The organism is Pseudomonas sp. NFACC24-1 (genome assembly GCF_900115235.1).
In the GTDB taxonomy this organism is placed as follows: Bacteria; Pseudomonadota; Gammaproteobacteria; order Pseudomonadales; family Pseudomonadaceae; genus Aquipseudomonas; species Aquipseudomonas fluorescens_AA.
The window spans coordinates 106,765-130,863 of record NZ_FOVS01000020.1 but is presented as its reverse complement, the minus strand read 5'-3'; the positions used below and the strand labels follow the sequence as shown (position 1 = coordinate 130,863).

The following is a 24,099-nucleotide window of genomic DNA, read 5'->3' as shown; positions in this document are numbered from 1 at the left end:
AATTGGTGCCCAGAAGAAGACTCGAACTTCCACGACCTTGCGGTCACCAGCACCTGAAGCTGGCGTGTCTACCAATTTCACCATCTGGGCAGTATCGGCTACGTGTGTACGTCGTCGATGGCGCGCACTATACGGAGCGTGTTTTTAACTGTAAACCCCTGCGGAGAAAAAAACCGCTAAATTTCACGAGCGGTGCTTTCCGGGGACTTCGAAGGCAGGTCAAATGATCCTGGAAACGCTATTGGATGCTTGAAATTTCCCGTTTCATTAAGCCTATGCCAAACTAACCCGCATATAGACAAGGTGAAAACTCTCTAATGGCCGATTGGCAGTCCCTCGATCCCGAGGCCGCTCGTGAAGCGGAAAAATATGAAAACCCTATTCCTAGCCGCGAACTGATCCTGGCGCATCTCGCCGATCGGGGTTCGCCTGCTAGCCGCGAGCAGTTGGTCGAAGAGTTCGGTCTGACCACCGAGGACCAACTCGAAGCCCTGCGCCGCCGTCTGCGCGCCATGGAGCGCGACGCTCAACTGATCTATACCCGGCGCGGCACCTATGCGCCGGTGGACAAGCTCGACCTGATCCTGGGCCGCATCGCCGGTCACCGTGACGGCTTCGGTTTCCTGATCCCGGACGACGGCAGCGACGACCTGTTCATGAGCCCGGCGCAAATGCGCCTGGTGTTCGACGGTGACCGGGCCCTGGCCCGCGTGTCCGGCCTGGATCGTCGTGGCCGCCGTGAAGGCGTGATCGTCGAAGTGGTATCCCGTGCCCATGAAAGCATCGTTGGCCGTTACTTCGAAGAAGGCGGTATCGGTTTTGTCGTGCCGGATAACCCGAAGGTTCAGCAGGAAGTGCTGATTACCCCGGGCCGTAATGGCGCCGCCAAGGTGGGTCAGTTCGTCGAGGTGAAAATCACCCATTGGCCAACTGCGCGCTTCCAGCCACAGGGCGATATCGTTGAAGTGGTCGGCAACTACATGGCGCCGGGCATGGAAATCGACGTTGCGCTGCGCACCTACGACATTCCTCACGTCTGGCCCGAGGCTGTGCTCAAGGAAGCCGCCAAGCTCAAGCCGGAAGTCGAAGAGAAAGATAAAGAAAAACGCATCGACCTGCGCCATCTGCCGTTCGTCACCATCGACGGCGAAGATGCCCGCGACTTCGACGATGCGGTCTACTGCGAAGCCAAGCCCGGCAAGCTGCGCCTGTTCTCCGGCGGCTGGAAGTTGTTCGTCGCGATTGCCGACGTGTCCAGCTACGTGAAGATCGGTTCGGCCCTGGACAACGAAGCCCAGGTGCGCGGCAACTCCGTGTATTTCCCTGAGCGCGTAATTCCGATGCTGCCTGAGCAGCTGTCCAACGGCCTGTGCTCGCTGAACCCGAAAGTCGACCGTTTGGCCATGGTGTGCGAGATGACCATCTCCAAGACCGGCGAAATGACCGACTACCAGTTCTACGAAGCGGTGATCCACTCCCAGGCGCGCCTGACCTACAACAAGGTCAGCACCATCCTGGAAACGCCGAAGAGCAGTGAAGCCAAGGCCCTGCGTACCGAGTACGCTGGCGTGGTTCCGCACCTCAAGCAGCTGTACTCGCTGTACAAGGTGTTGCTGGGTGCCCGTCACGTGCGTGGCGCGATCGATTTCGAGACCCAGGAAACCCGGATTGTCTTCGGTTCCGAGCGCAAGATCGCCGCGATCACCCCGACGACCCGTAACGATGCGCACAAGCTGATCGAAGAGTGCATGCTGGCGGCCAACGTGGCCACCGCCGAATTCCTCAAGAAGCACGAGATCCCTGCGTTGTACCGCGTGCACGACGGCCCGCCGCCGGAGCGCCTGGAAAAACTGCGCGCCTTCCTCGGCGAGCTCGGCCTGTCCCTGCACAAGGGCAAGGATGGTCCGACGCCGAAGGACTACCAGGCACTGCTGGCCAGCATCAAGGACCGTCCGGATTACCATGTGATCCAGACAGTGATGCTGCGCTCCCTGAGCCAGGCGGTGTACAGCGCTGACAACCAGGGCCACTTCGGTCTGAATTACGAGGCGTACACCCACTTCACCTCGCCGATCCGCCGTTACCCGGACCTGCTCACGCATCGTGCGATCCGCAGCGTGATCCATTCCAAGCAGAACACCCCGCACGTCAAGCGCGCCGGTGCCATGACCATTCCGAAGGCACGGATCTATCCGTACGACGAAGCGGCCCTGGAACAGTTGGGCGAGCAGTGCTCCATGAGCGAACGCCGCGCCGACGAAGCCACTCGCGACGTGGTGAACTGGCTCAAGTGCGAGTTCATGAAAGACCGTGTGGGCGAGTCGTTCCCAGGCGTGATCACGGCAGTGACCGGCTTTGGTTTGTTTGTCGAACTGACCGACATCTACGTCGAGGGCTTGGTGCACGTCACCGCCTTGCCGGGTGATTACTACCACTTCGATCCTGTGCACCACCGCCTGGCGGGCGAGCGTACCGGTCGCAGCTTCCGCCTGGGCGACACCGTGGAAGTGCAGGTCATGCGCGTCGACCTCGATGAGCGCAAGATCGACTTCGGGATGTCTGACAAACCCGCCGAAGCACCGACTGGCCGTAAAAAGCGTGGCGGCGAGTCCGCAGCGCCTGCGACCAGGGGTAAAGGTGCTCCTGCAAAAACCGCAGAGCCTGAGCCAGCCAAGGCCGGTCGCCGTTCGTCCGTCAAGGACAAGGCTCCCGAAGCCTACCGCCCCAGCGATGCAGCGGCGAAAAACGCCGAACTGCGCAAGAGTCGCGAGTTGAAGCAGCAGTTGCTCAACGAAGCCAAAAGCGGTGGTAAAGCGGCGTCTGGGGGAAAGTCCCACGGGGCGGAAAAGCCGTCGAGCAAGCCGAGTAAACACCGTAAAGGCCCGCCAAAAGCGGGGTCGGCCCCCGCGAAAAGCGGCGGGTCGCGCAAACCTAAGGCCAAGTCATGAGTCTGGAAAAAATCTACGGCGTGCACGCCGTAGAAGCACTGCTGCGTCACCACCCCAAACGTGTCAAGCAAGTGTGGTTGGCGGAAGGGCGCAGCGAGCCGCGTGTGCAAGCGTTGGTCGAACTGGCCACCCAGAACAAGGTTGCCATCGGCCAGGCCGAGCGTCGTGAAATGGACGCGTGGGTCGAAGGCGTTCACCAGGGGGTGGTGGCGGACGTCAGCCCGAGCCAGGTCTGGGGCGAGGCGATGCTCGACGAACTGCTCGATCGCACCGAAGGCGCCCCTCTGCTGCTGGTGCTGGACGGCGTGACCGATCCGCATAACCTCGGCGCCTGCCTGCGTTCGGCGGATGCCGCCGGTGCGTTGGCGGTGATCGTGCCCAAGGACAAGTCGGCAACCCTGACGCCAGTGGTGCGCAAGGTGGCCTGCGGCGCGGCGGAAGTGATCCCGTTGGTGGCGGTGACCAACCTGGCGCGCACCCTGGAAAAACTCCAGCAGCGCGGCCTGTGGGTAGTCGGCACGGCGGGCGAGGCCGAGGTCAGCATTTATGACCAGGACCTGACGGGCCCGACGATCCTGATCATGGGCGCCGAAGGTAAGGGCATGCGTCGCCTGACCCGCGAGCATTGCGACTACCTGGTCAAGCTGCCGATGGCGGGCAGCGTCAGCAGTCTCAATGTCTCGGTGGCCACCGGCGTGTGCCTGTTCGAGGCGCTGCGTCAGCGTAGCGTCAAGGCTGTCGCCAAAAAGCCCTAAGCCAGACCAAGTCAAATGTGGGAGCGGGCTTGCTCGCGAAAGCGTTGGATCAGTTGATATCGATGTTGACTGACACTCCGCTTTCGCGAGCAAGCCCGCTCCCACAGAGTTTTGTATTTGGGCAAAGGTTGGGGTTGTTCAAATAATCGCCAATTGCCTTGCGCCGCCCTCGACCCTTCTCTACAATTGCGCCCCTTGCTGTGATGGCAGGCACTTATGTGTCTAGCGTCCACAAGTCCATAAGTGTCATTCACTCCTTGTCTGACCGTTTTTGAGCGGCAGGCTACAACCCGTAAGGAGCATTCATGCGTCATTACGAAATCATCTTTTTGGTCCACCCGGATCAAAGCGAGCAAGTCGGCGGCATGGTTGAGCGTTACACCAAGCTGATCGAAGAAGACGGCGGCAAAATCCACCGTCTGGAAGATTGGGGCCGTCGTCAACTGGCCTACGCAATCAACAATGTTCACAAGGCTCACTACGTGATGCTGAACGTTGAGTGCACTGGCAAGGCCCTGGCCGAGCTGGAAGACAACTTCCGCTACAACGATGCAGTGATCCGTAACCTGGTCATCCGTCGCGAAGAAGCCGTCACCGGCCAATCCGAGATGCTCAAGGCTGAAGAAAACCGCAGTGAGCGCCGTGAGCGTCGCGACCGTCCTGAGCACTCTGACAGCGCCGATGGCGATGACAGCGATAGCGACAGCGACAACAGCGATAACGCTGACGAGTAATCCACGGACCTTTTAAGGAGCCAATCACATGGCACGTTTCTTCCGTCGTCGTAAATTCTGCCGCTTCACCGCTGAAGACGTGAAAGAGATCGATTACAAAGATCTCAACACTCTGAAAGCCTACGTATCCGAGACCGGCAAAATCGTTCCAAGCCGTATCACCGGTACCAAAGCTCGTTATCAGCGTCAGCTGGCCACCGCTATCAAGCGCGCCCGCTTCCTGGCCCTGCTGGCCTACACCGACAGCCACGGCCGCTGAGACCGGGCAGTCGACGAGTAGTAAGGGATTGAATGCATGCGCGCCTTAGCTGACTTCATCATGCGGGGACGTGTGCAGGCCACGTTGGTTGTGGCCGGATCCGCGGCATTGCCGCTGTTGTTCTGGTTGAGTGCCGCCGCTGGGTGCCTTGTGCTCCTGCGGCGCGGTTCGGACGCCTTGAGCGTCCTGGGTATCGGGTTGCTGTCAGCGTTGGTGAGCTGGTACTTCCTGAAGGACCCGACAACACTTCTGGTGTTGCTCGGGGCTGCTGGCCTGGCGTTGGTTTTGCGCGCCGGCCATACCTGGAACCGCGTGCTGCTGTGCAGCGTGGCCGTGGGGTTGTTGTGTGCGGTGAGCCTGGGGACTGTATTCAGTTCCTTCATCGAGTCACTGGCGCAGACGTTCGAACACGTCTTGCCGCTTGCGATGGGTGAGGTCTACGAGACATTCTCGGCAGACCAGAAGGCGTTTCTCACCGCCCTGAGCGCTCCGCTGATGATCATTTCGATAGCGTCTTCGCTGCAGATCTTTAGCGTGCTGTGCCTGATTCTTGGGCGCTATTGGCAGGCGTCGTTGTATAACCCCGGTGGTTTCGGTCGCGAGTTTCGCGCCATCCGATTCCCCAAGAGCGTGGCGCTGTCACTGCTGGCCGTCATGTGTGTCGCTCCGTTTTTCGGACTGCATGCACTGATCCTGTTGCCGTTGTGCAGTGTTGCGCTGGTCTTCGCCGGCCTGGCCCTGATTCACGGGCTGGTGGCGCAGAAGCGACTGGCCACGTTCTGGCTGGTGGGGATATACGTGACGTTGCTGCCTTTCATGCACTTGCTCGGTCCGTTGCTCGTGGTCTTGGCCATCGTTGACAGCCTGATTGATTTTCGCGGTCGTATGGCGTCGAAAGACGCCGACAACGCGAACGGTGAAGGTTAAAAGTTAGAGGATTTTCACATGCAACTGATCCTTCTGGAAAAAATCGCCAACCTGGGCAACCTGGGCGACAAAGTAAACGTTAAGGCCGGCTACGGTCGTAACTACCTGCTGCCTTTCGGCAAAGCCACCGCTGCGACCGCTGCCAACCTGGCTGCGTTCGAAGAGCGTCGTGCCGAGCTGGAAAAAGCCGCCGCAGACCGTAAGGCATCGGCTGAAAGCCGTGCTGCCCAACTGGCCGAGCTGGAAGTGACCATCACTGCCACCGCTGGCGACGAAGGCAAGCTGTTCGGTTCTATCGGTACTCACGACATCGCTGACGCACTGACCGCCTCCGGCGTTGAAGTGGCGAAAAGCGAAGTTCGTCTGCCGAACGGCACCATCCGCAACGTAGGCGAATTCGACGTAGCCGTGCACCTGCACGCCGAAGTTGAAGCCACCGTACGCGTTGTCGTGGTAGCAGCCTAAGCAACACCTGTCGGTTGGCACCCTCGGGTGCTAGCCGGTAACATCGGGCACGATCCTGTTTACAGGTCGTGCCCTTTGTCTTTCTGCAATTGCTGAATTTCATAACCAGACGTGGCCATGAACGAAATCACCGCTCCCGAGCAATATGATCTGCAAACCGCTGCCCTGAAGGTGCCTCCGCATTCCATCGAGGCCGAACAGGCCGTACTCGGTGGCCTGATGCTGGACAACAACGCCTGGGAACGCGTGCTCGATCAAGTCTCCGACGGCGATTTCTACCGGCATGACCACCGCCTGATTTTCCGTGCGATCGCCCGTCTGGCCGATCAGAACATGCCGATCGACGTCGTTACCCTGGCCGAGCAATTGGACAAGGAAGGGCAGACGTCCCAGGTTGGCGGCCTCGGTTACCTGGGCGAACTGGCGAAAAACACGCCGTCGGTCGCCAACATCAAGGCCTATGCGCAGATCGTCCGCGAGCGGGCGACCTTGCGTCAGTTGATCGGCATCAGCACCGAGATCGCCGACAGCGCTTTCAACCCGGAAGGTCGCACCGCCGCCGAGATCCTCGACGAAGCCGAACGGCAGATCTTCCAGATTGCCGAGGCTCGGCCGAAAACCGGCGGCCCGGTGAGCGTCAACGACCTGTTGACCAAGGCCATCGACCGCATCGACACCTTGTTCAACACCGACAACGCCATCACGGGCCTGTCCACCGGTTACACCGACCTCGACGAGAAGACCAGCGGCCTGCAACCGTCCGACCTGATCATCGTCGCCGGCCGTCCGTCCATGGGTAAGACCACCTTTGCGATGAACCTGGTGGAAAACGCCGTGCTGCGCAGCGACAAGGCGGTGCTGGTGTATTCCCTCGAGATGCCAGGCGAATCGCTGATCATGCGTATGCTCTCGTCCCTGGGGCGCATCGACCAGACCAAGGTCCGTTCCGGCCAACTGGAAGACGACGACTGGCCGCGCCTCACCTCGGCGGTCAACCTGCTCAACGACCGCAAGCTGTTCATCGACGATACGGCCGGTATCAGCCCGTCGGAAATGCGCGCCCGGACCCGGCGCCTGGTGCGTGAGCACGGCGATATCGCGCTGATCATGATCGACTACCTGCAGCTGATGCAGATCCCCGGTTCCAGCGGCGACAACCGGACCAACGAGATTTCCGAAATCTCCCGTTCCCTCAAGGCCCTGGCCAAGGAGTTCAACTGCCCGGTGGTGGCGCTCTCCCAGCTGAACCGCTCCCTGGAACAGCGCCCGAACAAGCGCCCGGTGAACTCCGACTTGCGGGAATCCGGAGCGATCGAGCAGGACGCCGACGTCATCATGTTCGTGTACCGCGACGAGGTGTATCACCCCGAGACGGAGCACAAGGGCATCGCCGAAATCATCATCGGCAAGCAGCGGAACGGCCCGATCGGCTTCATCCGCCTGGCGTTCATCGGCAAATACACGCGCTTCGAAAACCTGGCGCCGGGTAGCTACAATTTCGATGACGATGAATAACCTGTGGGAGCGGGCTTGCTCGCGAAGGCGGTCTGCCAGAAGCCTCAGTGTCAACTGACACACCGCCTTCGCGAGCAAGCCCGCTCCCACAGAGGTGCCGCCGATTTCCGACCATGGCCGTCGGAATTGGTCAAAATTTGTGCTATATTCCGCGCCCGCGATTTTTCATCCTTTATACCGGTCATCGACATGCAAGCAGCCAAGCCGTTATTTGACTATCCCAAGTACTGGGCCGAATGTTTCGGCCCGGCGCCGTTCCTGCCCATGAGCAGGGAGGAGATGGATCAGCTTGGCTGGGATTCGTGCGACATCATCATCGTGACCGGTGATGCCTATGTCGATCACCCATCGTTCGGCATGGCGATCATTGGCCGTCTGCTGGAAGCCCAGGGCTTTCGCGTGGGGATCATTGCCCAGCCGAACTGGCAGTCCAAAGACGACTTCATGAAGCTTGGCGAGCCCAACCTGTTTTTCGGTGTCGCGGCCGGCAACATGGACTCGATGATCAACCGCTACACCGCCGACAAGAAAATCCGCTCCGATGACGCCTACACCCCAGGTGGCCTGGCGGGCAAACGGCCGGATCGCGCGAGCCTGGTCTACAGCCAGCGCTGCAAGGAAGCCTACAAGCACGTACCGATCGTGCTGGGTGGTATCGAAGCGTCGCTGCGACGCATCGCCCATTACGACTACTGGCAGGACCGGGTGCGCAACTCGATCCTGATCGACGCCTGTGCCGACATCCTGCTCTACGGCAACGCCGAGCGGGCGATTGTCGAAGTCGCCCAGCGCCTGTCCTATGGCCACAAGATCGAAGACATCACCGACGTGCGCGGTACCGCATTCATTCGTCGCGATACGCCGCAAGGCTGGTACGAAGTCGACTCCACGCGCATCGACCGCCCGGGCAAGATCGACAAGATCATCAATCCGTACGTGAACACCCAGGACACTCAAGCCTGCGCCATCGAGCAGGAGAAGGGGCCGGTTGAGGACCCGAGCGAAGCCAAGGTCGTGCAGATCCTGGCGAGCCCGAAAATGACCCGGGACAAGACCGTGATTCGCCTGCCGTCGGTGGAAAAGGTCCGTGGCGACGCGGTGCTCTATGCCCACGCCAACCGCGTACTGCACTTGGAAACCAACCCAGGCAACGCCCGCGCCCTGGTGCAGAAACACGGCGAAGTCGACGTCTGGTTCAACCCGCCGCCCATTCCGATGACCACCGAAGAAATGGACTACGTGTTTGGCATGCCTTACGCGCGTGTTCCCCATCCGGCGTACGGCAAGGAGAAGATCCCGGCCTACGAGATGATCCGTTTCTCGGTGAACATCATGCGTGGCTGCTTTGGTGGCTGCACCTTCTGCTCGATCACCGAGCACGAAGGCCGGATCATCCAGAACCGCTCCGAAGAGTCGATCATCCGCGAGATCGAAGAGATCCGCGACAAGGTCCCGGGCTTCACCGGGGTCATTTCCGACCTCGGCGGCCCGACCGCGAACATGTATCGCATTGCCTGCAAGAGCCCGGAAATCGAATCCGCGTGCCGCAAGCCGTCCTGCGTGTTCCCGGGCATCTGCCCGAACCTGAACACCGACCATTCTTCGCTGATCCAGCTGTACCGCAGCGCCCGGGCCTTGCCTGGGGTGAAGAAGATTTTGATTGCCTCCGGCCTGCGTTACGACCTGGCGGTCGAGTCGCCGGAATACGTCAAGGAACTGGTGACCCACCACGTCGGCGGTTACCTGAAGATCGCGCCGGAGCACACCGAGGAAGGCCCGCTCAACCAGATGATGAAGCCGGGCATCGGCAGCTATGACAAATTCAAGCGGATGTTCGAGAAGTACACCAAGGAAGCCGGGAAGGAGCAGTACCTGATTCCCTACTTCATCGCCGCTCACCCGGGCACCACCGACGAAGACATGATGAACCTGGCACTGTGGCTCAAGGGCAACGGTTTCCGGGCTGACCAGGTGCAGGCGTTCTATCCGTCGCCGATGGCCACGGCCACTGCCATGTACCACTCGGGCAAGAACCCGCTGCGCAAGGTCACCTACAAGAGCGATGCGGTGACCATCGTCAAGAGCGAGGAACAGCGCCGCCTGCACAAGGCCTTCCTGCGGTATCACGACCCCAAGGGCTGGCCGATGCTGCGTGAGGCGTTGACCCGCATGGGCCGCGCCGATTTGATCGGGCCGGGCAAGAACCAATTGATCCCGCTGCACCAGCCGGCCACCGACAGCTACCAGAGCGCCCGTCGCAAGAACTCGACGCCAGCCGGCAGCCACAAGGTGGCCAAGGAAACCACCAAGATCCTGACCCAGCACACCGGCCTGCCGCCCCGGGCCAGTGATGGCGGTAACCCGTGGGACAAGCGTGAGCAGGCCAAGGCCGCGGCTTTCGCCCGCAACCAGCAGGCCGCCAAGGAACGCAAGGATGCGGCCAAGGGCAAGGGGCCGAAGCCGGCACGCAAGCCTGTGGTGCCGCGCTAACGGGTCAATCTACGATGAAAAACGCCAGCCTCAGTGCTGGCGTTTTGCTTTCTAGCGACGGTGCTGCCCATTTGCTATCTTGGCCGCCGCCGGTGCCAGCCTACCCAATGCAATAACGCCGAGCGCTGCTTCCTTGTGGCGAGGGGATTTATCCCCGTTGGGCTGCGGAGCAGCCCTGAAATCTGTTGCTTCGATGGGGCCGGCTGATTGCGCTAAGTCTTTTTTGGGGCTGCTGCGCAGCCCAACGGGGCGGTGCGACGTTTCGCTAAATCCCCTCGCCACAGGGTTCAGTGTGGGTAACGTCTAACCCTCCGATTCTCAAGGACGATTCATATGAGCAGCGCTACAACGGGCATCGGCATGGACCTGAGCTTCTCCCAGTTCATGGCCCGCAAACGCATTGAAAGCCAGATCAACCTGCCGCGCCTGTTTGCCGCCATTGACGCCGATCCTGGCATCGCCGGGGCGGGTGTGGTGTATGTCGATTCCGAATACAACGTCGTGACCCTGCGCGAGTTCAAGCCGATTTGCAGCATCGCGCCCAAGCGCATCATTTTGCGCGAGGCGAAAAAGTACATCGCGCCGCAGCAGTTCATCGATCAGGTCAAAAGCAGCCCCCGCGAGTCCAAGCTCGGGCTTGAAGCAACCAACGCCGGCTTGTCCTGTGTCGCCGCGGTGATCGGTTGGGTGGTGGTGTTCAGTGGCAGCGTCGCGGTGCCCTTTACGGCGGGGGCAAGTGCCTTTGTCGTTGCCCTGGGTGCCGCTGCCGCGACGGCCAGTACCGCGCAATGTGTCATTGGCGGGATGCGGGTGGCCAATGAGCTGAGCAATCCGACCGGCAACGATGAGATGAACGACGCCGACTGGTACAACATCGTGTCGCCGATCCTTGACGGGGTTTCTCTGGTGGGTGTCGGTGGCTCGGCCCTGACGACTGTCCGGCTGCTCAAGGCCAACAAGGCGGCCGCCACCGGAAAGAGTTGGTATCAGTTGCTCAAGGGGCTGAATCGGCAAGAGCGCAGCAAACTGACCAAGGAGCTGTTGACGCTGAGGGACCCGAGCCTGACCGCGAAGCTGCTCAAGCTGCAGCAGCGCGCGGGAGCCCTGCCCAAACGTTATTCGTCTGCCGAGATCAGGCACGCGACGCTGACGCAGATAAAGGACTCCCTCGGAGGCGCGCTGGGGGTCATTGGCAGTTATACCGGTGATGGCGCCGTGAAGACGGTTGCCGTCGGCCTGTACGAGGAGTTCACGGAATGATCGGGGGCGGATCGCTGAAGTCATTCCTCGCCCGTTATTTTCCGGTGTTCATGGGGACGATCCTGCTGGGCTGCTTTTCCGGGTCCACGCTGCTTGTGTTGGCTGGGGCCACGTATTGGCGTGCCCTGGAGCCGTCAACCAGGACCGACTATGTCGGGCTCGGCACCTTGGCCCTGGTGCTCGTCCTGGTCCTGGGCAACCTCTTGATCGCTCGCGGGCGTGCCTGGGCGGTCTGGTGGGTGGCGGGGTATTTCCTGGCCTGTCTGGCAGCGGTGCTGCCGACGTTCGCTTATGGAGCGCATCAGGGCGTATACCTCTTCGCCTTGCTGTTGCCACTGCTGGGGCTGTTACTGCTCAACAGCAAGCGTCATCGGGAAATGCGCAGCAAACTCGTCGATATCCGCCGTCAACGCGCGCTGATCATTCAGGCCGCCAAGGCCTCACGCCCGCGTCGCTGAGTCGATTCGCGCCGCATTTATGTGCATTCCTTTACAGATGAATACGGGCATCGCGCGTTTTTAGTGCTCTACTGCCTTGAGTAGACAAAGAAAGTGTCGGGCCTGCCTGCATGGCATAAGTCTTGCGCCGCTTTCGATACCGCCCAGGCTCGCAGGAGGCACGTCGTGTCGATCCATGTCGCATTGCATCACGTCACGCATTACCGCTACGACCGCGCCGTCGAACTCGGCCCGCAGATCGTTCGCCTGCGCCCGGCAGCCCACAGCCGCACGCGGATTCTTTCCTATGCGCTGAAGGTTTCGCCCGAGCAGCATTTCATCAACTGGCAGCAAGACCCCCAGGGCAATTACCTGGCGCGGCTGGTATTTCCCGAGAAAACCCGGGAGCTGCGGATCGAAGTCGATCTGCTGGCGGAAATGGCGGTGTTCAATCCGTTCGACTTCTTTCTCGAGCCCTACGCCGAGAAAATTCCGTTTGCCTACGCGGCTGACGAACGCAAGGAGCTGGCGCCTTACCTGGAAACCCTGCCGCTGACGCCGAGGTTCCAGGCCTACCTGGACGGCATCGACCGCACGCCGCTGCCGGCGGTGGATTTCCTGGTGGCGCTCAACCAGCGCCTGAGCGAAGACATCAACTACCTGATCCGCATGGAACCCGGCGTCCAGACCCCGGAGCATACCCTTGAGCACGCGTCCGGCTCGTGCCGCGACTCGGCCTGGTTGTTGGTGCAGCTGTTGCGCAACCTTGGCCTGGCCGCGCGGTTTGTCTCCGGTTACCTGATCCAGTTGACCGCCGACGTGAAGAGCCTCGATGGCCCGTCCGGCACCGACGTCGACTTCACCGACTTGCATGCCTGGTGCGAGGTCTACCTGCCCGGTGCCGGCTGGATCGGCCTGGATGCGACGTCCGGGCTGTTCGCCGGTGAAGGCCATATCCCGCTGGCCTGTAGTCCCGATCCGTCCTCGGCGGCACCGATCAGTGGCCTGGTGGAGCCCTGCGAGTGTGAGTTCAGCCACGAAATGTCCGTCGAGCGGGTCTGGGAGGCGCCGCGGGTGACCAAGCCTTACACCGACGCGCAATGGTTGGCAATCCAGGCCCTGGGACGGCAGATCGATGCCGACCTGCTGGAGGGCGATGTGCGCCTGACCATGGGCGGCGAACCGACCTTTGTCTCCATCGATGACCCGGACGGCGCCGAGTGGAACACCGCGGCACTCGGGCCGGACAAGCGCCGGCTCTCCGCCGAGCTGTTCCAGCGCATGCGCAATCACTATGCGCCCAAGGGGCTGGTGCATTTCGGCCAGGGCAAGTGGTACCCCGGCGAGCAACTGCCGCGCTGGTCGCTCAACTGCTATTGGCGGCGCGACGGGGTGCCGATCTGGCACAACAGCGCGTTGATCGCCGACGAGCAGGAGGATTACGGCGCCGATGGCGAACTGGCCGGACGCTTTCTGGCGAGTGTCGCCGAGCGTTTGAAGATTCCTGCGCGGTTCGTGTTTCCGGCCTACGAAGACAACTTCTATTACCTCTGGCGCGAAGGCGCGCTGCCTTCGAACGTCACGGCCGAGGACCCACGCCTGGAGGACGCTCTGGAGCGTGCACGGTTGCGCAAGGTCTTCAGCCAGGGCCTGGACAAGGTCATCGGCCAGGTCCTGCCGTTGGCTCGCACCGCCAAGGGGGATCAGTGGCAAAGCGGCCGCTGGTACCTGCGTGACAACCACTGCCGCCTGGTGCCGGGGGATTCGCCCCTGGGGTATCGCTTGCCACTGGCGTCCCAGCCTTGGGTGACGGCGGCCGAGTACCCGTTCATCCACCCCACAGACCCGAACCAGGACTTGCCCGAACTGCCTGGCACCGAGCAACTGGCGCGTCACGGCGAGGCGGCGGCTGAGCAGGAGCGTGTCCCGGAGATCGACAAGTCCGCCGACTGGCTGACCCGCACCGCCTTCTGTGCCGAGGCCCGCGAAGGCCGGCTCTATCTGTTCATGCCGCCCCTGGAGCGGGTCGAGGATTACCTGGAACTGGTCAGCGCCATCGAGGCGACGGCTGAGGAGCTGCGGTGTCCGGTGCTGTTGGAAGGCTACGAGCCGCCGAGCGACCCGCGCCTGAGCAATTTCCGCATCACCCCCGACCCCGGTGTGATCGAGGTCAACGTACAACCTTCGGCGACCTGGGATGAATTGGTCGAGCGCACTGAATTTTTGTATGAAGAAGCGCGACAGACCCGACTGACCACCGAGAAATTCATGATCGATGGCCGGCACACCGGCACGGGTGGCGGCAACCATTTCGTACTGGGTGGCGCGACACCGGCCGATTCACCGTTCCTGCGACGTCCCGACCTGCTGCGCAGCCTGATCAGTTACTGGCATAACCACCCGTCGTTGTCCTACCTGTTTTCCGGGTTGTTCATCGGCCCGACCTCCCAGGCGCCCCGCGTGGACGAGGCGCGCAACGACGCCTTGTACGAGCTGGAAATCGCGTTCGCGCAAATGCCACAGCCCGGCGAAGAGTGTCCACCGTGGTTGGTCGATCGCTTGTTGCGCAACCTGTTGATCGACGTGACCGGCAATACGCACCGCGCCGAATTCTGTATCGACAAACTCTATTCGCCGGATGGCGCCACTGGGCGCCTCGGCCTGTTGGAGTTGCGTGCGTTCGAGATGCCGCCCCACGCCCGCATGAGCCTGGCCCAGCAATTACTGCTGCGGGCGCTGGTGGCGCGGTTCTGGCGCGAGCCTTATGCGCCGGCGAAACTGGCCCGCTGGGGCACCGAGCTGCATGACCGTTTCCTGCTGCCGCACTTTATCGAACAGGATTTTGCCGACGTCATCCATGAGCTGAACGCCGCCGGCTACCCGCTGCGGGCCGAATGGTTCGCCGCGCACCTGGAGTTCCGCTTCCCCAAGGTGGGCGATTACGCGGTCAGCGGTATCGAGCTGCAATTGCGCCAAGCCCTCGAGCCTTGGCATGTGCTGGGGGAGGAGGGCGCGGTGGGCGGCACCGTGCGTTATGTGGATTCCTCCCTGGAGCGTTTGCAGGTCAAGCTCAGCGGCCTGGCGCCGCAACGCTACCTGCTGACCTGCAATGGCGTGCCGGTGCCGTTGCAACCGACTGGCCGAATCGGCGAATTTGTCGCTGGGGTGCGTTTCCGAGCGTGGCAACCGGCCAACTGCCTGCAACCGACTATCCCGGTGCATGCGCCGCTGGTTTTCGATTTGCTCGATACCTGGATGCAACGTTCCGTGGGCGGTTGCCAGTATCATGTGGCCCATCCGGGCGGGCGCAACTATGACAGCCTGCCGGTGAATGCCAACGAGGCCGAGAGCCGGCGCATGGCGCGCTTCTTCCGTCTCGGGCACACGCCGGGGAAACTGCCGATACCCAGCCTGGCAGTGGATGACGAGTTTCCACTCACGCTCGACCTGCGACGTTTTCAGGACGCATCAAAAAAATAAAGAAGCCGTTCGACTGCGTAGGAACTGCGGTGTAGGAGCTGTGTAGGAGCTGTCGAGTGAAACGAGGCTGCGATCTTTCCCCTACCAATTGAGTCTGGAGCGAAAGATCAAAAGATCAAAAGATCGCAGCCTTCGGCAGCTCCTACAGGACACAACCCAGCGTTTCGCCACAATCTTCACCTATCCGGGCGTCATGCGCTTGCGCTAGTCTCACCTTTCATTGCCGTCTGCCGAGCTTTCCATGCCTGACCTGCTTGACCGTTACCCGCTGACGACGGGCACCTATCACGAATTAATGGACGACAGCGGTGCGGTACGTACGCACTGGCGGCGGCTGTTCGACCAGTTGCAGCGCAGCACGCCGGCCCAGTTGCTCCAGCGCCAGGCCCTGCTGGCCCGGCAGATCCAGGAAAACGGCGTGACCTACAACGTCTACGCCGATCCGAAAGGCGCTGACCGGCCGTGGGAACTGGACCTGCTGCCCCATGTGATCGACCCGCAGGAATGGAAGCATCTGTCCGCCGGAATCGCCCAGCGTGCGCGATTGCTCAATGCGGTGCTGGCCGACCTGTACGGGCCGCAGCGGCTGATCAGCGAAGGGCTGTTGCCGGCGGAGCTGGTGTTCGGGCACAACAATTTCCTCTGGCCCTGCCAGGGCATCGCGCCGCCGGACGGCAGTTTCCTGCACTTGTATGCGGTGGATCTGGCGCGCACGCCCGACGGCCGCTGGTGGGTCACGGCGGACCGGACCCAGGCGCCTTCGGGGGCCGGGTACGCGTTGGAAAATCGCATGATCGTTTCCCGTGCATTTCCCGACTTGTATCGCGACTTGAAGGTGCGGCACCTGTCCGGATTTTTCCGCACCTTGCAGGAAACCCTGGCGCGACAGGCGCCCAGCGACGGCGAGTCGCCGCTGGTGGTGCTGTTGACGCCGGGGCGGTTCAACGAAAGCTATTTCGAACACCTGTACCTGGCGCGCCAGTTGGGCTATCCGCTGGTGGAGGGCGGCGACCTGACGGTTCGCGATGCTACGGTCTACCTCAAGACCCTCAGTGGCCTGCGCCGGGTCCACGCCATCATGCGCCGGCTCGACGACGATTTCTGCGACCCCCTGGAGCTGCGCACCGATTCGGCCCTCGGCGTGCCGGGGTTGCTGGAAGCCGTGCGCCAGGGCCGGGTGCTGGTGGCCAATGCCTTGGGCAGTGGCGTGCTGGAGTCGCCGGGCCTCCTGGGCTTTCTGCCGAAGATCAACCAGTACCTGTTCGGCGAAGAACTGCTGCTGCCGTCCATCGCCACCTGGTGGTGCGGTGAGCCGCCGGTGTTGGCCCAGGCCCTGGAAAAATTGCCGCAACTGTTGATCAAGCCGGCGTTTCCGTCCCAGAGTTTCAGTCCGGTGTTCGGTCGCGACCTGAGCGAGGCGCAGCGCGGCCAACTGGCGGCGCGCATGCAGGCACGGCCTTATGCCTATGTCGCCCAGGAACTGGCGCAACTGTCCCAGGCACCGGTCTGGCAGGCCGAAGATGGGCAAATCCAGCCCCGGGCGATCGGCATGCGCATGTATGCCGTGTCCGGCAAGGATGATTATCGGGTGCTGCCGGGTGGCCTGACCCGGGTGGCCGCCGAGGCCGATGCCGAAGTGGTGTCGATGCAGCGCGGTGGCGCCAGCAAGGACACCTGGGTCTTGGGAGAGCAGGCGCCCGGCGGTGAACAATGGAAGGCCCAGCGAACCGTGGGGGTCCATGACCTGGTTCGACGGGATCCGTACCTGCCTTCGCGGGTGGTGGAAAACCTGTTCTGGTTCGGCCGCTACTGCGAGCGTTGCGATGGCAGCGCGCGGTTGTTGCGGATCATGCTGGCGCGTTATGTCGATGGCGACGATCCGCAGGCCCTGCAATCGGCGGTGGCGCTGGGCGAAAGCCTGATGCTGCTGCCCGAAGAGGGCGAACTGCCCGAGCGTTTGCTGGCGGCACTGCTGGGGGACGACTGGTCGTTCAGCCTGCGCTCCAACCTGCAGCGCTTGCAATGGGCCGCCTCGCAGGTGCGCGGCAAGCTGTCCCGGGAGAACTGGCAGGCGCTGGTGGAGCTGCAGCGCGAAGCCATGGAACTGGAAACCGAGGAAGCGGACTTCGGCGAGTTGCTGGATTTCCTCAATCGGCTGGTGATGTCCCTCGCGGCGTTGTCCGGGTTCGCCCTGGACGACATGACCCGCGACGAAGGCTGGCGCTTCCTGATGATCGGCCGGCGCCTGGAGCGCCTGCAGTTTCTCAGCAGTAGCCTGGCGGCGTTCCTGCGCAGCGATGCGGTATTCGATCAGGCTGGGCTTGAGTGGTTGCTGGAACTGGGCAACAGCAGCATCACCTACCGCTCGCGTTATTTGGCGGTGGCCCAGTTGATCCCGGTGCTGGACTTGCTGCTGCTGGACGAACAGAACCCCCACGCGGTGCTCTTCCAGTTGAAGCTGGTGACCCGCACGCTCAAGCGCTTGAACGATGATTTTGCCGCCCCCAGGGAAACCGCCTTGCCGGACCTGGTCGCACGCCTGTCACGCTTTGACCTGCGTTGCCTGGAAAACCCGCTGTTCGGTGAAGCGAGCCTGCGCGCCGCGCTCGATGGGTTGGCCGACCTGTTGCAGGAAGTGGCCGATGCCAGCGGCCAGGTGTCCGATCGCCTGGCCTTGCGTCATTTCGCCCACGTCGATGACGTCAGCCAACGCACGGTGTCCGTCTGATGAACGCTCGTTACCAGATCCTCCACGACACCCATTACCACTATGACAGCCCGGTGTCCCTGGCCCAGCAGCTTGCTCATCTGTGGCCTCGGGCCTGTGACTGGCAGCGTTGCACCGAACAGCAACTGTTGATCAGCCCGGAACCGACGACCCGGCGCGATGAACAGGATGTGTTTGGCAACCCGCTGACCCGGCTGGCCTTTGAACGGCCCCATGACGAGCTGCTGGTCAATGCCCGCCTGAGCGTCGAGGTGCTGGCCCGTCCCGAGCTGGATTTCAACCTGTCCCCGGCCTGGGAGTCGACCCGCAACGCGCTGACCTACAGTGGCCGGCCATTGGCGGCGCCGTTGCTGGAGGCGTGCCGTTATCGTTTCGAATCACCCTATGTGCACCTCAAGCGCAGCTTCGTCGAGTTTTCCGAAAGCTGCTTCCCGCCGGGGCGGCCGTTGATGTTTGGTGTTCGAGCGCTGATGGAGAAGATTTTCGAGGAATTCACCTTCGACGCCGAGGCGACCCAAGTGGCGACGCCGCTGGTGGAGGTGCTGGAACGGCGGCGGGGCGTATGCCAGGACTTCGCCCACCTGATGCTGGCTTGCGTGCGCTCTCGCGGCCTGGCGGCGCGTTACGTCAGCGGCTACCTGCTGACGCAGCCGCCGCCCGGCCAGCCCCGGCTGATTGGCGCCGATGCGTCCCATGCCTGGGTCTCGGTGTATTGCCCGGTGTTGGGGTGGGTGGACTTCGACCCGACCAACAACGTCCAACCGGCCCTGGAACACATCACCCTGGCCTGGGGCCGGGATTTTTCCGATGTGTCACCGTTGCGGGGCGTGATCCTGGGGGGCGGTGCCCATGATCCTGAAGTGCGGGTGACGGTGATGCCGTTGGAGTCATGAACACTGTGTGAACAATGTGGGAGCGAGCTTGCTCGCGATAGCGTCGTGTCAGCCAATGAGGAGTTGACGGTTAATTCGCTATCGCGAGCAAGCTCGCTCCCACAGTGTGGATCGGATCATCGGGCCCTGGGGGAATCAGGCGTCGGGAGCCTGATCTTTCGGTGCATCACCATCCTCTTCTGCTGCTACTTCGCCTTCGGTATCCGGGGTCAGTGCGGCTTCTTCTTCAGCTGTGGCTTTCTTGCGCTGCAGCTTTTCCTCTTTCTTCTGCTCCTTGGCCAAGTCTCTCTGACGTTTGGCGAAGGAATAATTGGGTTTGGCCATGGGCGATCCTCTGGGGTCGAAGGTGAGGTTGAGCGGCGCATATTCTGCCCTGTATCGGGGCCGAGCCGTTAGCTGGGTTTTTGTTCGGCCCATTTTGGCTGTACGGACGGTTGCCATTCGTCCAGGGCATCGAGCAGGTTCTGCGCGGATTCGCTCACTTGCAGCATGTCACGATGGGGCGCGCGGACGAAGCCTTCGTCGACGATATGATCGAGAAAAGCGGTGAGCTTGCTGTAGAAACCGTTCACTTCCAACAGCCCCAGCGGTTTGCCGTGGTAGCCGAGCTGGCCCCAGGTCCAGACTTCGAACAACTCCTCCAGCGTGCCGAGGCCGCCGGGCAGGGCGATGAAGGCATCGCTGAGTTCAGCCATGCGCGCCTTGCGAGCATGCATGCCGTCCACCACTTCCAGGCGGGTCAGGCCGCTGTGGCCGATTTCCTTGTCCTTCAGGCTTTGCGGGATGATGCCGACGACTTCGCCGCCAGCCGCCAGGGCCGCGTCGGCGACGACACCCATCAGGCCGACGGCCCCGCCGCCATAGACCAGGGTCAGTTTTCGTTCCGCCAACGCCCGCCCGAGGGCCTGCGCCGCTTCACGATACGCAGGGTCGGTGCCAGTGCTGGCGCCGCAAAATACACAAACAGACGCAATGGACATGCTTTACTCCGTGGTCAGTCACTGCACCAGAGTAAAGCCTGGCCTATGCTGCGCAAAGGACTTAAACCTCGCGCCGGGGTTTTTCATAGGTGCCACTGGCGCCACAGGCGTAGGCGGCGAGCAAGCTGCATAACAGGCTATTGAAGTTCATGGCGGTCGCTCCAGAGGTTGATGGGGCTGATCATAGGGGCGCGTCATACTTCTGGCTGGTTGATTATGTCCATCAGGCTGATAGCCTTAAGTTGTATACAATCTTTGACTCAGGTCATAGTAACTTGCCGGAAAATCAGGCAGTCTTTCCCTTTGACGGATTTTTGTTAACCATGCCTTGGAGATTCACGATGTTTGCCAAACTTGTTGCAGTATCCCTGTTGACGCTGGCCAGCAGCCAACTGATGGCAGCGGAGTGCAAGACCACCATCGACTCGACCGACCAGATGTCCTTCAACACGAAGGCCATCGAGATCGACAAGAGCTGCAAGACGTTCACCGTTGAGCTGACCCACTCGGGCAGCTTGCCGAAAAACGTCATGGGCCATAACTGGGTGCTGAGCAAAGAGGCCGACATGCAGCCGATCGCCACCGATGGCCTCGCTGCCGGTATCGACAAGAACTACCTCAAGGAAGGTGATGCCCGCATCATCGCCCACACCAAACTCATCGGCGCCAAGGAAACCGACTCGGTGACCTTTGACGTGTCGAAACTTGATGCCGCTGAAAAATACGGCTTCTTCTGCTCGTTCCCGGGCCATATCTCGATGATGAAGGGCACCGTTACGCTGAAGTGATCAATTTCAGGTACAAAAAAAGCGCCCATGCAGGGCGCTTTTTTATGCCAGGCAACCGCTCCTTGTGGGAGCTCGCTCGCGATGACGGCAGCACATCCAACATCAATGCAAACTGACCCACCGCTATCGCGAGCAAGCTCGCTCCCACAGAGCCCACAGGGATTGCCGGTCAGGGGGCGTAAGGCATCACCCGCTTGTGCTCGGTCTTGCGATAGGTGTCGCAAATGATCCTGGCCGCCTCTTCTCGAATCGGTTGGCCGTGCAGGAACGCATCGATCTCGGCGTAGGTCACGCCGTGGGAGGCTTCATCCGGCTTGCCTGGCGACAGGTCTTCAAGATCGGCGGTGGGGACTTTTTCCACCAGCGATTCCGGCGCGCCAAAGTCCCGGGCGATGGCCCGGACCTGGTTTTTCACCAGGCCGCTCAACGGCGCCAGGTCGCAGGCGCCGTCACCGAACTTGGTGAAGAACCCCATGACCGCTTCGGCCGCATGGTCAGTGCCGATCACCAGGCCCTGCTCGGCCCCGGCGATCGTGTATTGCGCCACCATGCGCATCCGCGCCTTGGTATTGCCCAGAACGAAGTCCCGCGAGACCGCCGCCTTGCCTTCGAACGCCGCGACTTGCTCGGCCAAGGCCTTGACCGCCGGGCCAATATTGACGGTATGGCGCTCGTCGGGATCGATGAAGTCCACACAGGCCTGTGCTTCATGCTCATCGAACTGGGTTTCGTACGGCAGGCGCACGGCGATGAACTTATAGGCGGCATTGCCGGTTTTCTCCCGCAGTTCGCGCATGGCACGTTGGGCCAGCAGCCCGGCGGTCAGTGAGTCGACGCCTCCGCTGATGCCCAGCACGAGGGACTTGAGCCCGGAATTGACCAGGCAATCCTGGATAAAGCTCACTCGCCGGGCGATTTCGGCCTTGAGGTCGGCGTCATGGGCGAACGGTGGCTGGACCTTGAGCTGTTCAGCAATCTCACGCTGTACGGCTTGCATGAATTCACTCCTTGCGTATCAAAGGGCGGCAGGTACTTGGAAAACGTGTCGCATGTAGGCGACGAAATTCGGGTCCTTGCAGTGGGTCTTGCCGGGCTCGTCTGAAATCTTGGCCACGGGTTGCCCGTCACAGCTGATCATTTTAAGCACGATGCTCATGGGCTCGACACCCGGAATGTCACAGGTCAGATTGGTGCCAATACCGAAGCTGACATTAATGCGACCACGCAACGCGCGAAAAATCTCCAGGCATTTGGGCAGTGTCAGGCTATCGGAGAACACCAGGGTCTTGCTCATCGGGTCGATGCCGAGCTTGTGGTAGTGGGCAATGGCTTTTTCGCCCCAGATCACCGGGTCGCCGGAGTCATGGCGCAAACCGTCGAACAGCTTGGCGAAGAACAGATCGAAATCCTTGAGGAAGGCATCCATGGTGATGCAGTCGGTGAGGGCGATCCCCAGCAGGCCCCGGTACTCGCGGACCCAGCAATCGAGGGCGGCGATCTGGCTGTCGATCAGCCGCGGGCCCAGTTGCTGGTGGGCCATGATCCATTCATGGGCCATGGTGCCCAGGGGTTTCATGTCCAGCTCCCGGGACAGGTGCACGTTACTGGTACCGACGAAACGCCCGGGGAAATCATGCTTGAGCACGTTGACCACTTCTTCCTGGACGCGGAAGGAAAACCGCCGACGGGTGCCGAAATCCGCGACTTGCAGTTCGGACAGCTCCTCGGCGCTGGCGTTGGCGCTCAGCCAGTCGAACTTGCGATACAGCTGCTCGCGGGCCTGCTCCAGGACGATTTCACGGTAGCGATAGCGATTGCGCACTTCGCTGACAATGGCCAGCAGCGGCACTTCGAACAGAATCACGTGCAACCAGGGCCCGCGCAGGCGGATGAACAGCTCGCCGTTGTCGATGCCGGTGTGGACGTAGCGCAGGTTGAAGCGAAACAGGCCGAGGAACCGCAGGAAATCCGGCTTGAGAAAACTGATACGTTCCAGGAAACCCAACTGGTCGGCGCTCAGGCTCAGCTCCGCCAGGCGCTCGATCTGGAAGCGGATCTCCGCCAGGTACGGACGCAGGTCTTCGCTGTTGCGGCAACGAAACTCCCACTCGACTTCGACGTTGGGGTAGTTGTGCAGCACCGCCTGCATCATCGTCAGTTTGTAGAAGTCGGTGTCGAGCAGGTTCTGCACGATACGATCGGCAAATACGCTCTCGCTCATAACGGGAATCTCCAGACAGGCCACTGCGGTGGGCAGCGGGGTGCAGCGGTTTGGGATGAAGGGGGTTAGTGGCGCATAACCTGGGTGGGGATTGCCAGTGATTTTTGGTCACCGGTTCTTCTCTGGCAAAGGTCTCTCTACTGTGGCGAGGGGATTCATCCCCGCTGGGCGCGTAGCGCCCCATCAATTGTCGGGCCTGCTGCGCAGTCCAACGGGGATAAATCCCCTCGCCACAAAGGGGAAAGCCAATGGCTATTGCGGCGTACCCGGGGCGTCGAGCTGCTCCAGCATCCATTCCACGAAAAGCCGCACCTTGGGCACTTCCGCCGAGTGTTCGGGGTAGGCCAGGTAGTAAGCATCGGTGCTCGGCATCGCATGCTGCCAGGGAATGACCAGTTTGCCGTCGGCCAGTTCTTCTTCCACCAGAAACCGCGGCAGCAGGGCGACGCCGCAGCCGACCTGGGCGGCCCGAATGCACATGTAGAAGGTTTCGAACCGCGGCCCGTGGTAGCTGTGTTCGGTGTGGTAGCCCTGGCTGTCGAACCAGTCGTGCCAGGCCTGGGGGCGCGAGGCGTTTTGCAGCAGCACCAGCTCGGCCAGTTGGGTCGGGTCGGTGAAGGCCTGGGCAGGCAGGCTGCCGGGCGCGCAGACCGGCACCAGCTCTTCGTCGAACAGTCTCCGGGATTCGGTGCCAGGGCGTGAACCCTGGCCGAAGTAGAACGCCAGGTCGCTGCGCCCCTGCTGCAAGTCGTCGGCTTCCTGCTCGCTGCGCAGGTCCAGATGGATTTTCGGATGACGCAACCGCCAGCCCTTCAGGCGGGGCACCAGCCAGCGGGCACCGAAGGTCGGAGGCGTGGAAACACGCAGCACTTCGGTATCGCCGCCGTAGGAGCGCAGGTAGTGGGTGGACATCTCCACCTGGGTAAGGATTTTTCGCACTTCCCCCAAGTACAACTCCCCGGCCGGTGTCAGTTGCAAGCGGCGGCGCACACGCCGAAACAGCAAGTGCTGCAACAGTTCCTCGAGCTGGGCGACCTGTTTGCTGACGGCGCTCTGGGTCAGATGGAGTTCTTCGGCGGCACGGGTAAAGCTCAGGTGGCGAGTCACGGCTTCGAAGCACTGGAGTGCTGTGATCGACGGTAAATAGCGCTTATTGAGCATGACGTGGGCCTTTTTCTTGTTGCTCTATAAATCGAGTCAGGGGCAGCATGAATAAACG

The 24,099-nt window shown here is 61.6% G+C and carries 19 protein-coding genes and 1 tRNA gene; 14 read left to right on the top strand and 6 right to left on the bottom strand.

Annotated elements, in window-relative coordinates; translation table 11 throughout:
- Positions 1 to 3 precede the first annotated feature (3 nt).
- Positions 4 to 90: transfer RNA gene (locus BM317_RS19150), tRNA-Leu, on the bottom strand.
- 227 nt (positions 91 to 317) lie between these two features.
- On the opposite strand from BM317_RS19150, the gene rnr reads away from it, so the two are divergent.
- From rnr to BM317_RS19085, 13 genes are all read left to right on the top strand, one after another.
- A complete protein-coding gene (gene rnr, locus BM317_RS19145; RefSeq protein ID WP_092175828.1) occupies positions 318 to 2,948 on the top strand; it encodes a ribonuclease R in 2,631 nt (876 codons plus the stop codon).
- The gene (rlmB, locus tag BM317_RS19140) at positions 2,945 to 3,703 is read left to right on the top strand and encodes a 23S rRNA (guanosine(2251)-2'-O)-methyltransferase RlmB (protein WP_060739416.1); all 759 of its coding nucleotides are present in this window, start codon (positions 2,945 to 2,947) and stop codon (positions 3,701 to 3,703) included. Before rnr ends, rlmB begins: the two co-directional genes overlap by 4 nt.
- Positions 3,704 to 4,008: 305 nt before the next feature.
- The gene (gene rpsF / locus BM317_RS19135) at positions 4,009 to 4,437 is read left to right on the top strand and encodes a 30S ribosomal protein S6 (protein WP_003186395.1); all 429 of its coding nucleotides are present in this window, start codon (positions 4,009 to 4,011) and stop codon (positions 4,435 to 4,437) included.
- A 28-nt stretch (positions 4,438 to 4,465) separates the two neighbouring features.
- Positions 4,466 to 4,696, top strand: coding sequence for a 30S ribosomal protein S18 (rpsR, locus tag BM317_RS19130; RefSeq protein WP_002551829.1), 231 nt, complete (start codon positions 4,466 to 4,468; stop codon positions 4,694 to 4,696).
- A gap of 36 nt (positions 4,697 to 4,732) precedes the next feature.
- Positions 4,733 to 5,623: a YybS family protein gene (locus BM317_RS19125; RefSeq protein WP_092475691.1), complete on the top strand. Its 891-nt coding sequence runs from the start codon at positions 4,733 to 4,735 to the stop codon at positions 5,621 to 5,623.
- An 18-nt stretch (positions 5,624 to 5,641) separates the two neighbouring features.
- Positions 5,642 to 6,088, top strand: coding sequence for a 50S ribosomal protein L9 (gene rplI, locus BM317_RS19120; protein ID WP_003186385.1), 447 nt, complete (start codon positions 5,642 to 5,644; stop codon positions 6,086 to 6,088).
- A 117-nt stretch (positions 6,089 to 6,205) separates the two neighbouring features.
- Positions 6,206 to 7,603: a replicative DNA helicase gene (gene dnaB / locus BM317_RS19115; RefSeq protein ID WP_027911801.1), complete on the top strand. Its 1,398-nt coding sequence runs from the start codon at positions 6,206 to 6,208 to the stop codon at positions 7,601 to 7,603.
- A gap of 189 nt (positions 7,604 to 7,792) precedes the next feature.
- A complete protein-coding gene (locus tag BM317_RS19110) occupies positions 7,793 to 10,093 on the top strand; it encodes a YgiQ family radical SAM protein (RefSeq protein ID WP_092175836.1) in 2,301 nt (766 codons plus the stop codon).
- Between the two features lie 333 nt (positions 10,094 to 10,426).
- Entirely contained in the window at positions 10,427 to 11,353 is a 927-nt protein-coding gene (locus tag BM317_RS19105) for an Ssp4 family T6SS effector (protein WP_060739413.1), read from the top strand.
- Positions 11,350 to 11,811 carry a hypothetical protein gene (locus BM317_RS19100; protein ID WP_092175840.1) on the top strand — a complete coding sequence of 154 codons (462 nt, stop codon included), beginning with the start codon at positions 11,350 to 11,352 and terminating at the stop codon, positions 11,809 to 11,811. Before BM317_RS19105 ends, BM317_RS19100 begins: the two co-directional genes overlap by 4 nt.
- A gap of 165 nt (positions 11,812 to 11,976) precedes the next feature.
- Positions 11,977 to 15,270 carry a transglutaminase family protein gene (locus BM317_RS19095; protein WP_092175844.1) on the top strand — a complete coding sequence of 1,098 codons (3,294 nt, stop codon included), beginning with the start codon at positions 11,977 to 11,979 and terminating at the stop codon, positions 15,268 to 15,270.
- Positions 15,271 to 15,511: 241 nt separating this feature from the next.
- On the top strand, positions 15,512 to 17,998 hold the full coding sequence (locus BM317_RS19090) for a circularly permuted type 2 ATP-grasp protein (protein WP_060739410.1): 2,487 nt from the start codon (positions 15,512 to 15,514) through the stop codon (positions 17,996 to 17,998).
- Entirely contained in the window at positions 17,998 to 18,891 is an 894-nt protein-coding gene (locus BM317_RS19085) for a transglutaminase family protein (protein WP_092175849.1), read from the top strand. The genes BM317_RS19090 and BM317_RS19085 overlap by 1 nt, the downstream gene beginning before the upstream one ends.
- Positions 18,892 to 19,026: 135 nt before the next feature.
- On the opposite strand, the gene BM317_RS19080 is transcribed toward BM317_RS19085, so the two are convergent.
- Together BM317_RS19080 and BM317_RS19075 are read right to left on the bottom strand one after the other, a co-directional pair.
- Entirely contained in the window at positions 19,027 to 19,215 is a 189-nt protein-coding gene (locus tag BM317_RS19080) for a hypothetical protein (protein ID WP_092175853.1), read from the bottom strand.
- Positions 19,216 to 19,283: 68 nt separating this feature from the next.
- A complete protein-coding gene (locus BM317_RS19075; protein ID WP_092475688.1) occupies positions 19,284 to 19,871 on the bottom strand; it encodes an LOG family protein in 588 nt (195 codons plus the stop codon).
- Between the two features lie 341 nt (positions 19,872 to 20,212).
- Here BM317_RS19075 and azu point away from each other — a divergent pair, with 341 nt between their 5' ends.
- A complete protein-coding gene (gene azu / locus BM317_RS19070) occupies positions 20,213 to 20,659 on the top strand; it encodes an azurin (RefSeq protein ID WP_060739405.1) in 447 nt (148 codons plus the stop codon).
- Between the two features lie 169 nt (positions 20,660 to 20,828).
- Here azu and nadE read toward each other — a convergent pair whose 3' ends face one another.
- The 3 genes from nadE to BM317_RS19055 all read right to left on the bottom strand — a co-directional run bounded on the left by nadE (position 20,829) and on the right by BM317_RS19055 (position 24,041).
- A complete protein-coding gene (gene nadE, locus BM317_RS19065) occupies positions 20,829 to 21,656 on the bottom strand; it encodes an ammonia-dependent NAD(+) synthetase (protein WP_060739404.1) in 828 nt (275 codons plus the stop codon).
- 18 nt (positions 21,657 to 21,674) lie between these two features.
- On the bottom strand, positions 21,675 to 22,880 hold the full coding sequence (gene pncB, locus BM317_RS19060; protein ID WP_092475685.1) for a nicotinate phosphoribosyltransferase: 1,206 nt from the start codon (positions 22,878 to 22,880) through the stop codon (positions 21,675 to 21,677).
- Positions 22,881 to 23,132: 252 nt separating this feature from the next.
- Entirely contained in the window at positions 23,133 to 24,041 is a 909-nt protein-coding gene (locus BM317_RS19055) for a LysR family transcriptional regulator (RefSeq protein ID WP_092175869.1), read from the bottom strand.
- Positions 24,042 to 24,099 lie beyond the last annotated feature (58 nt).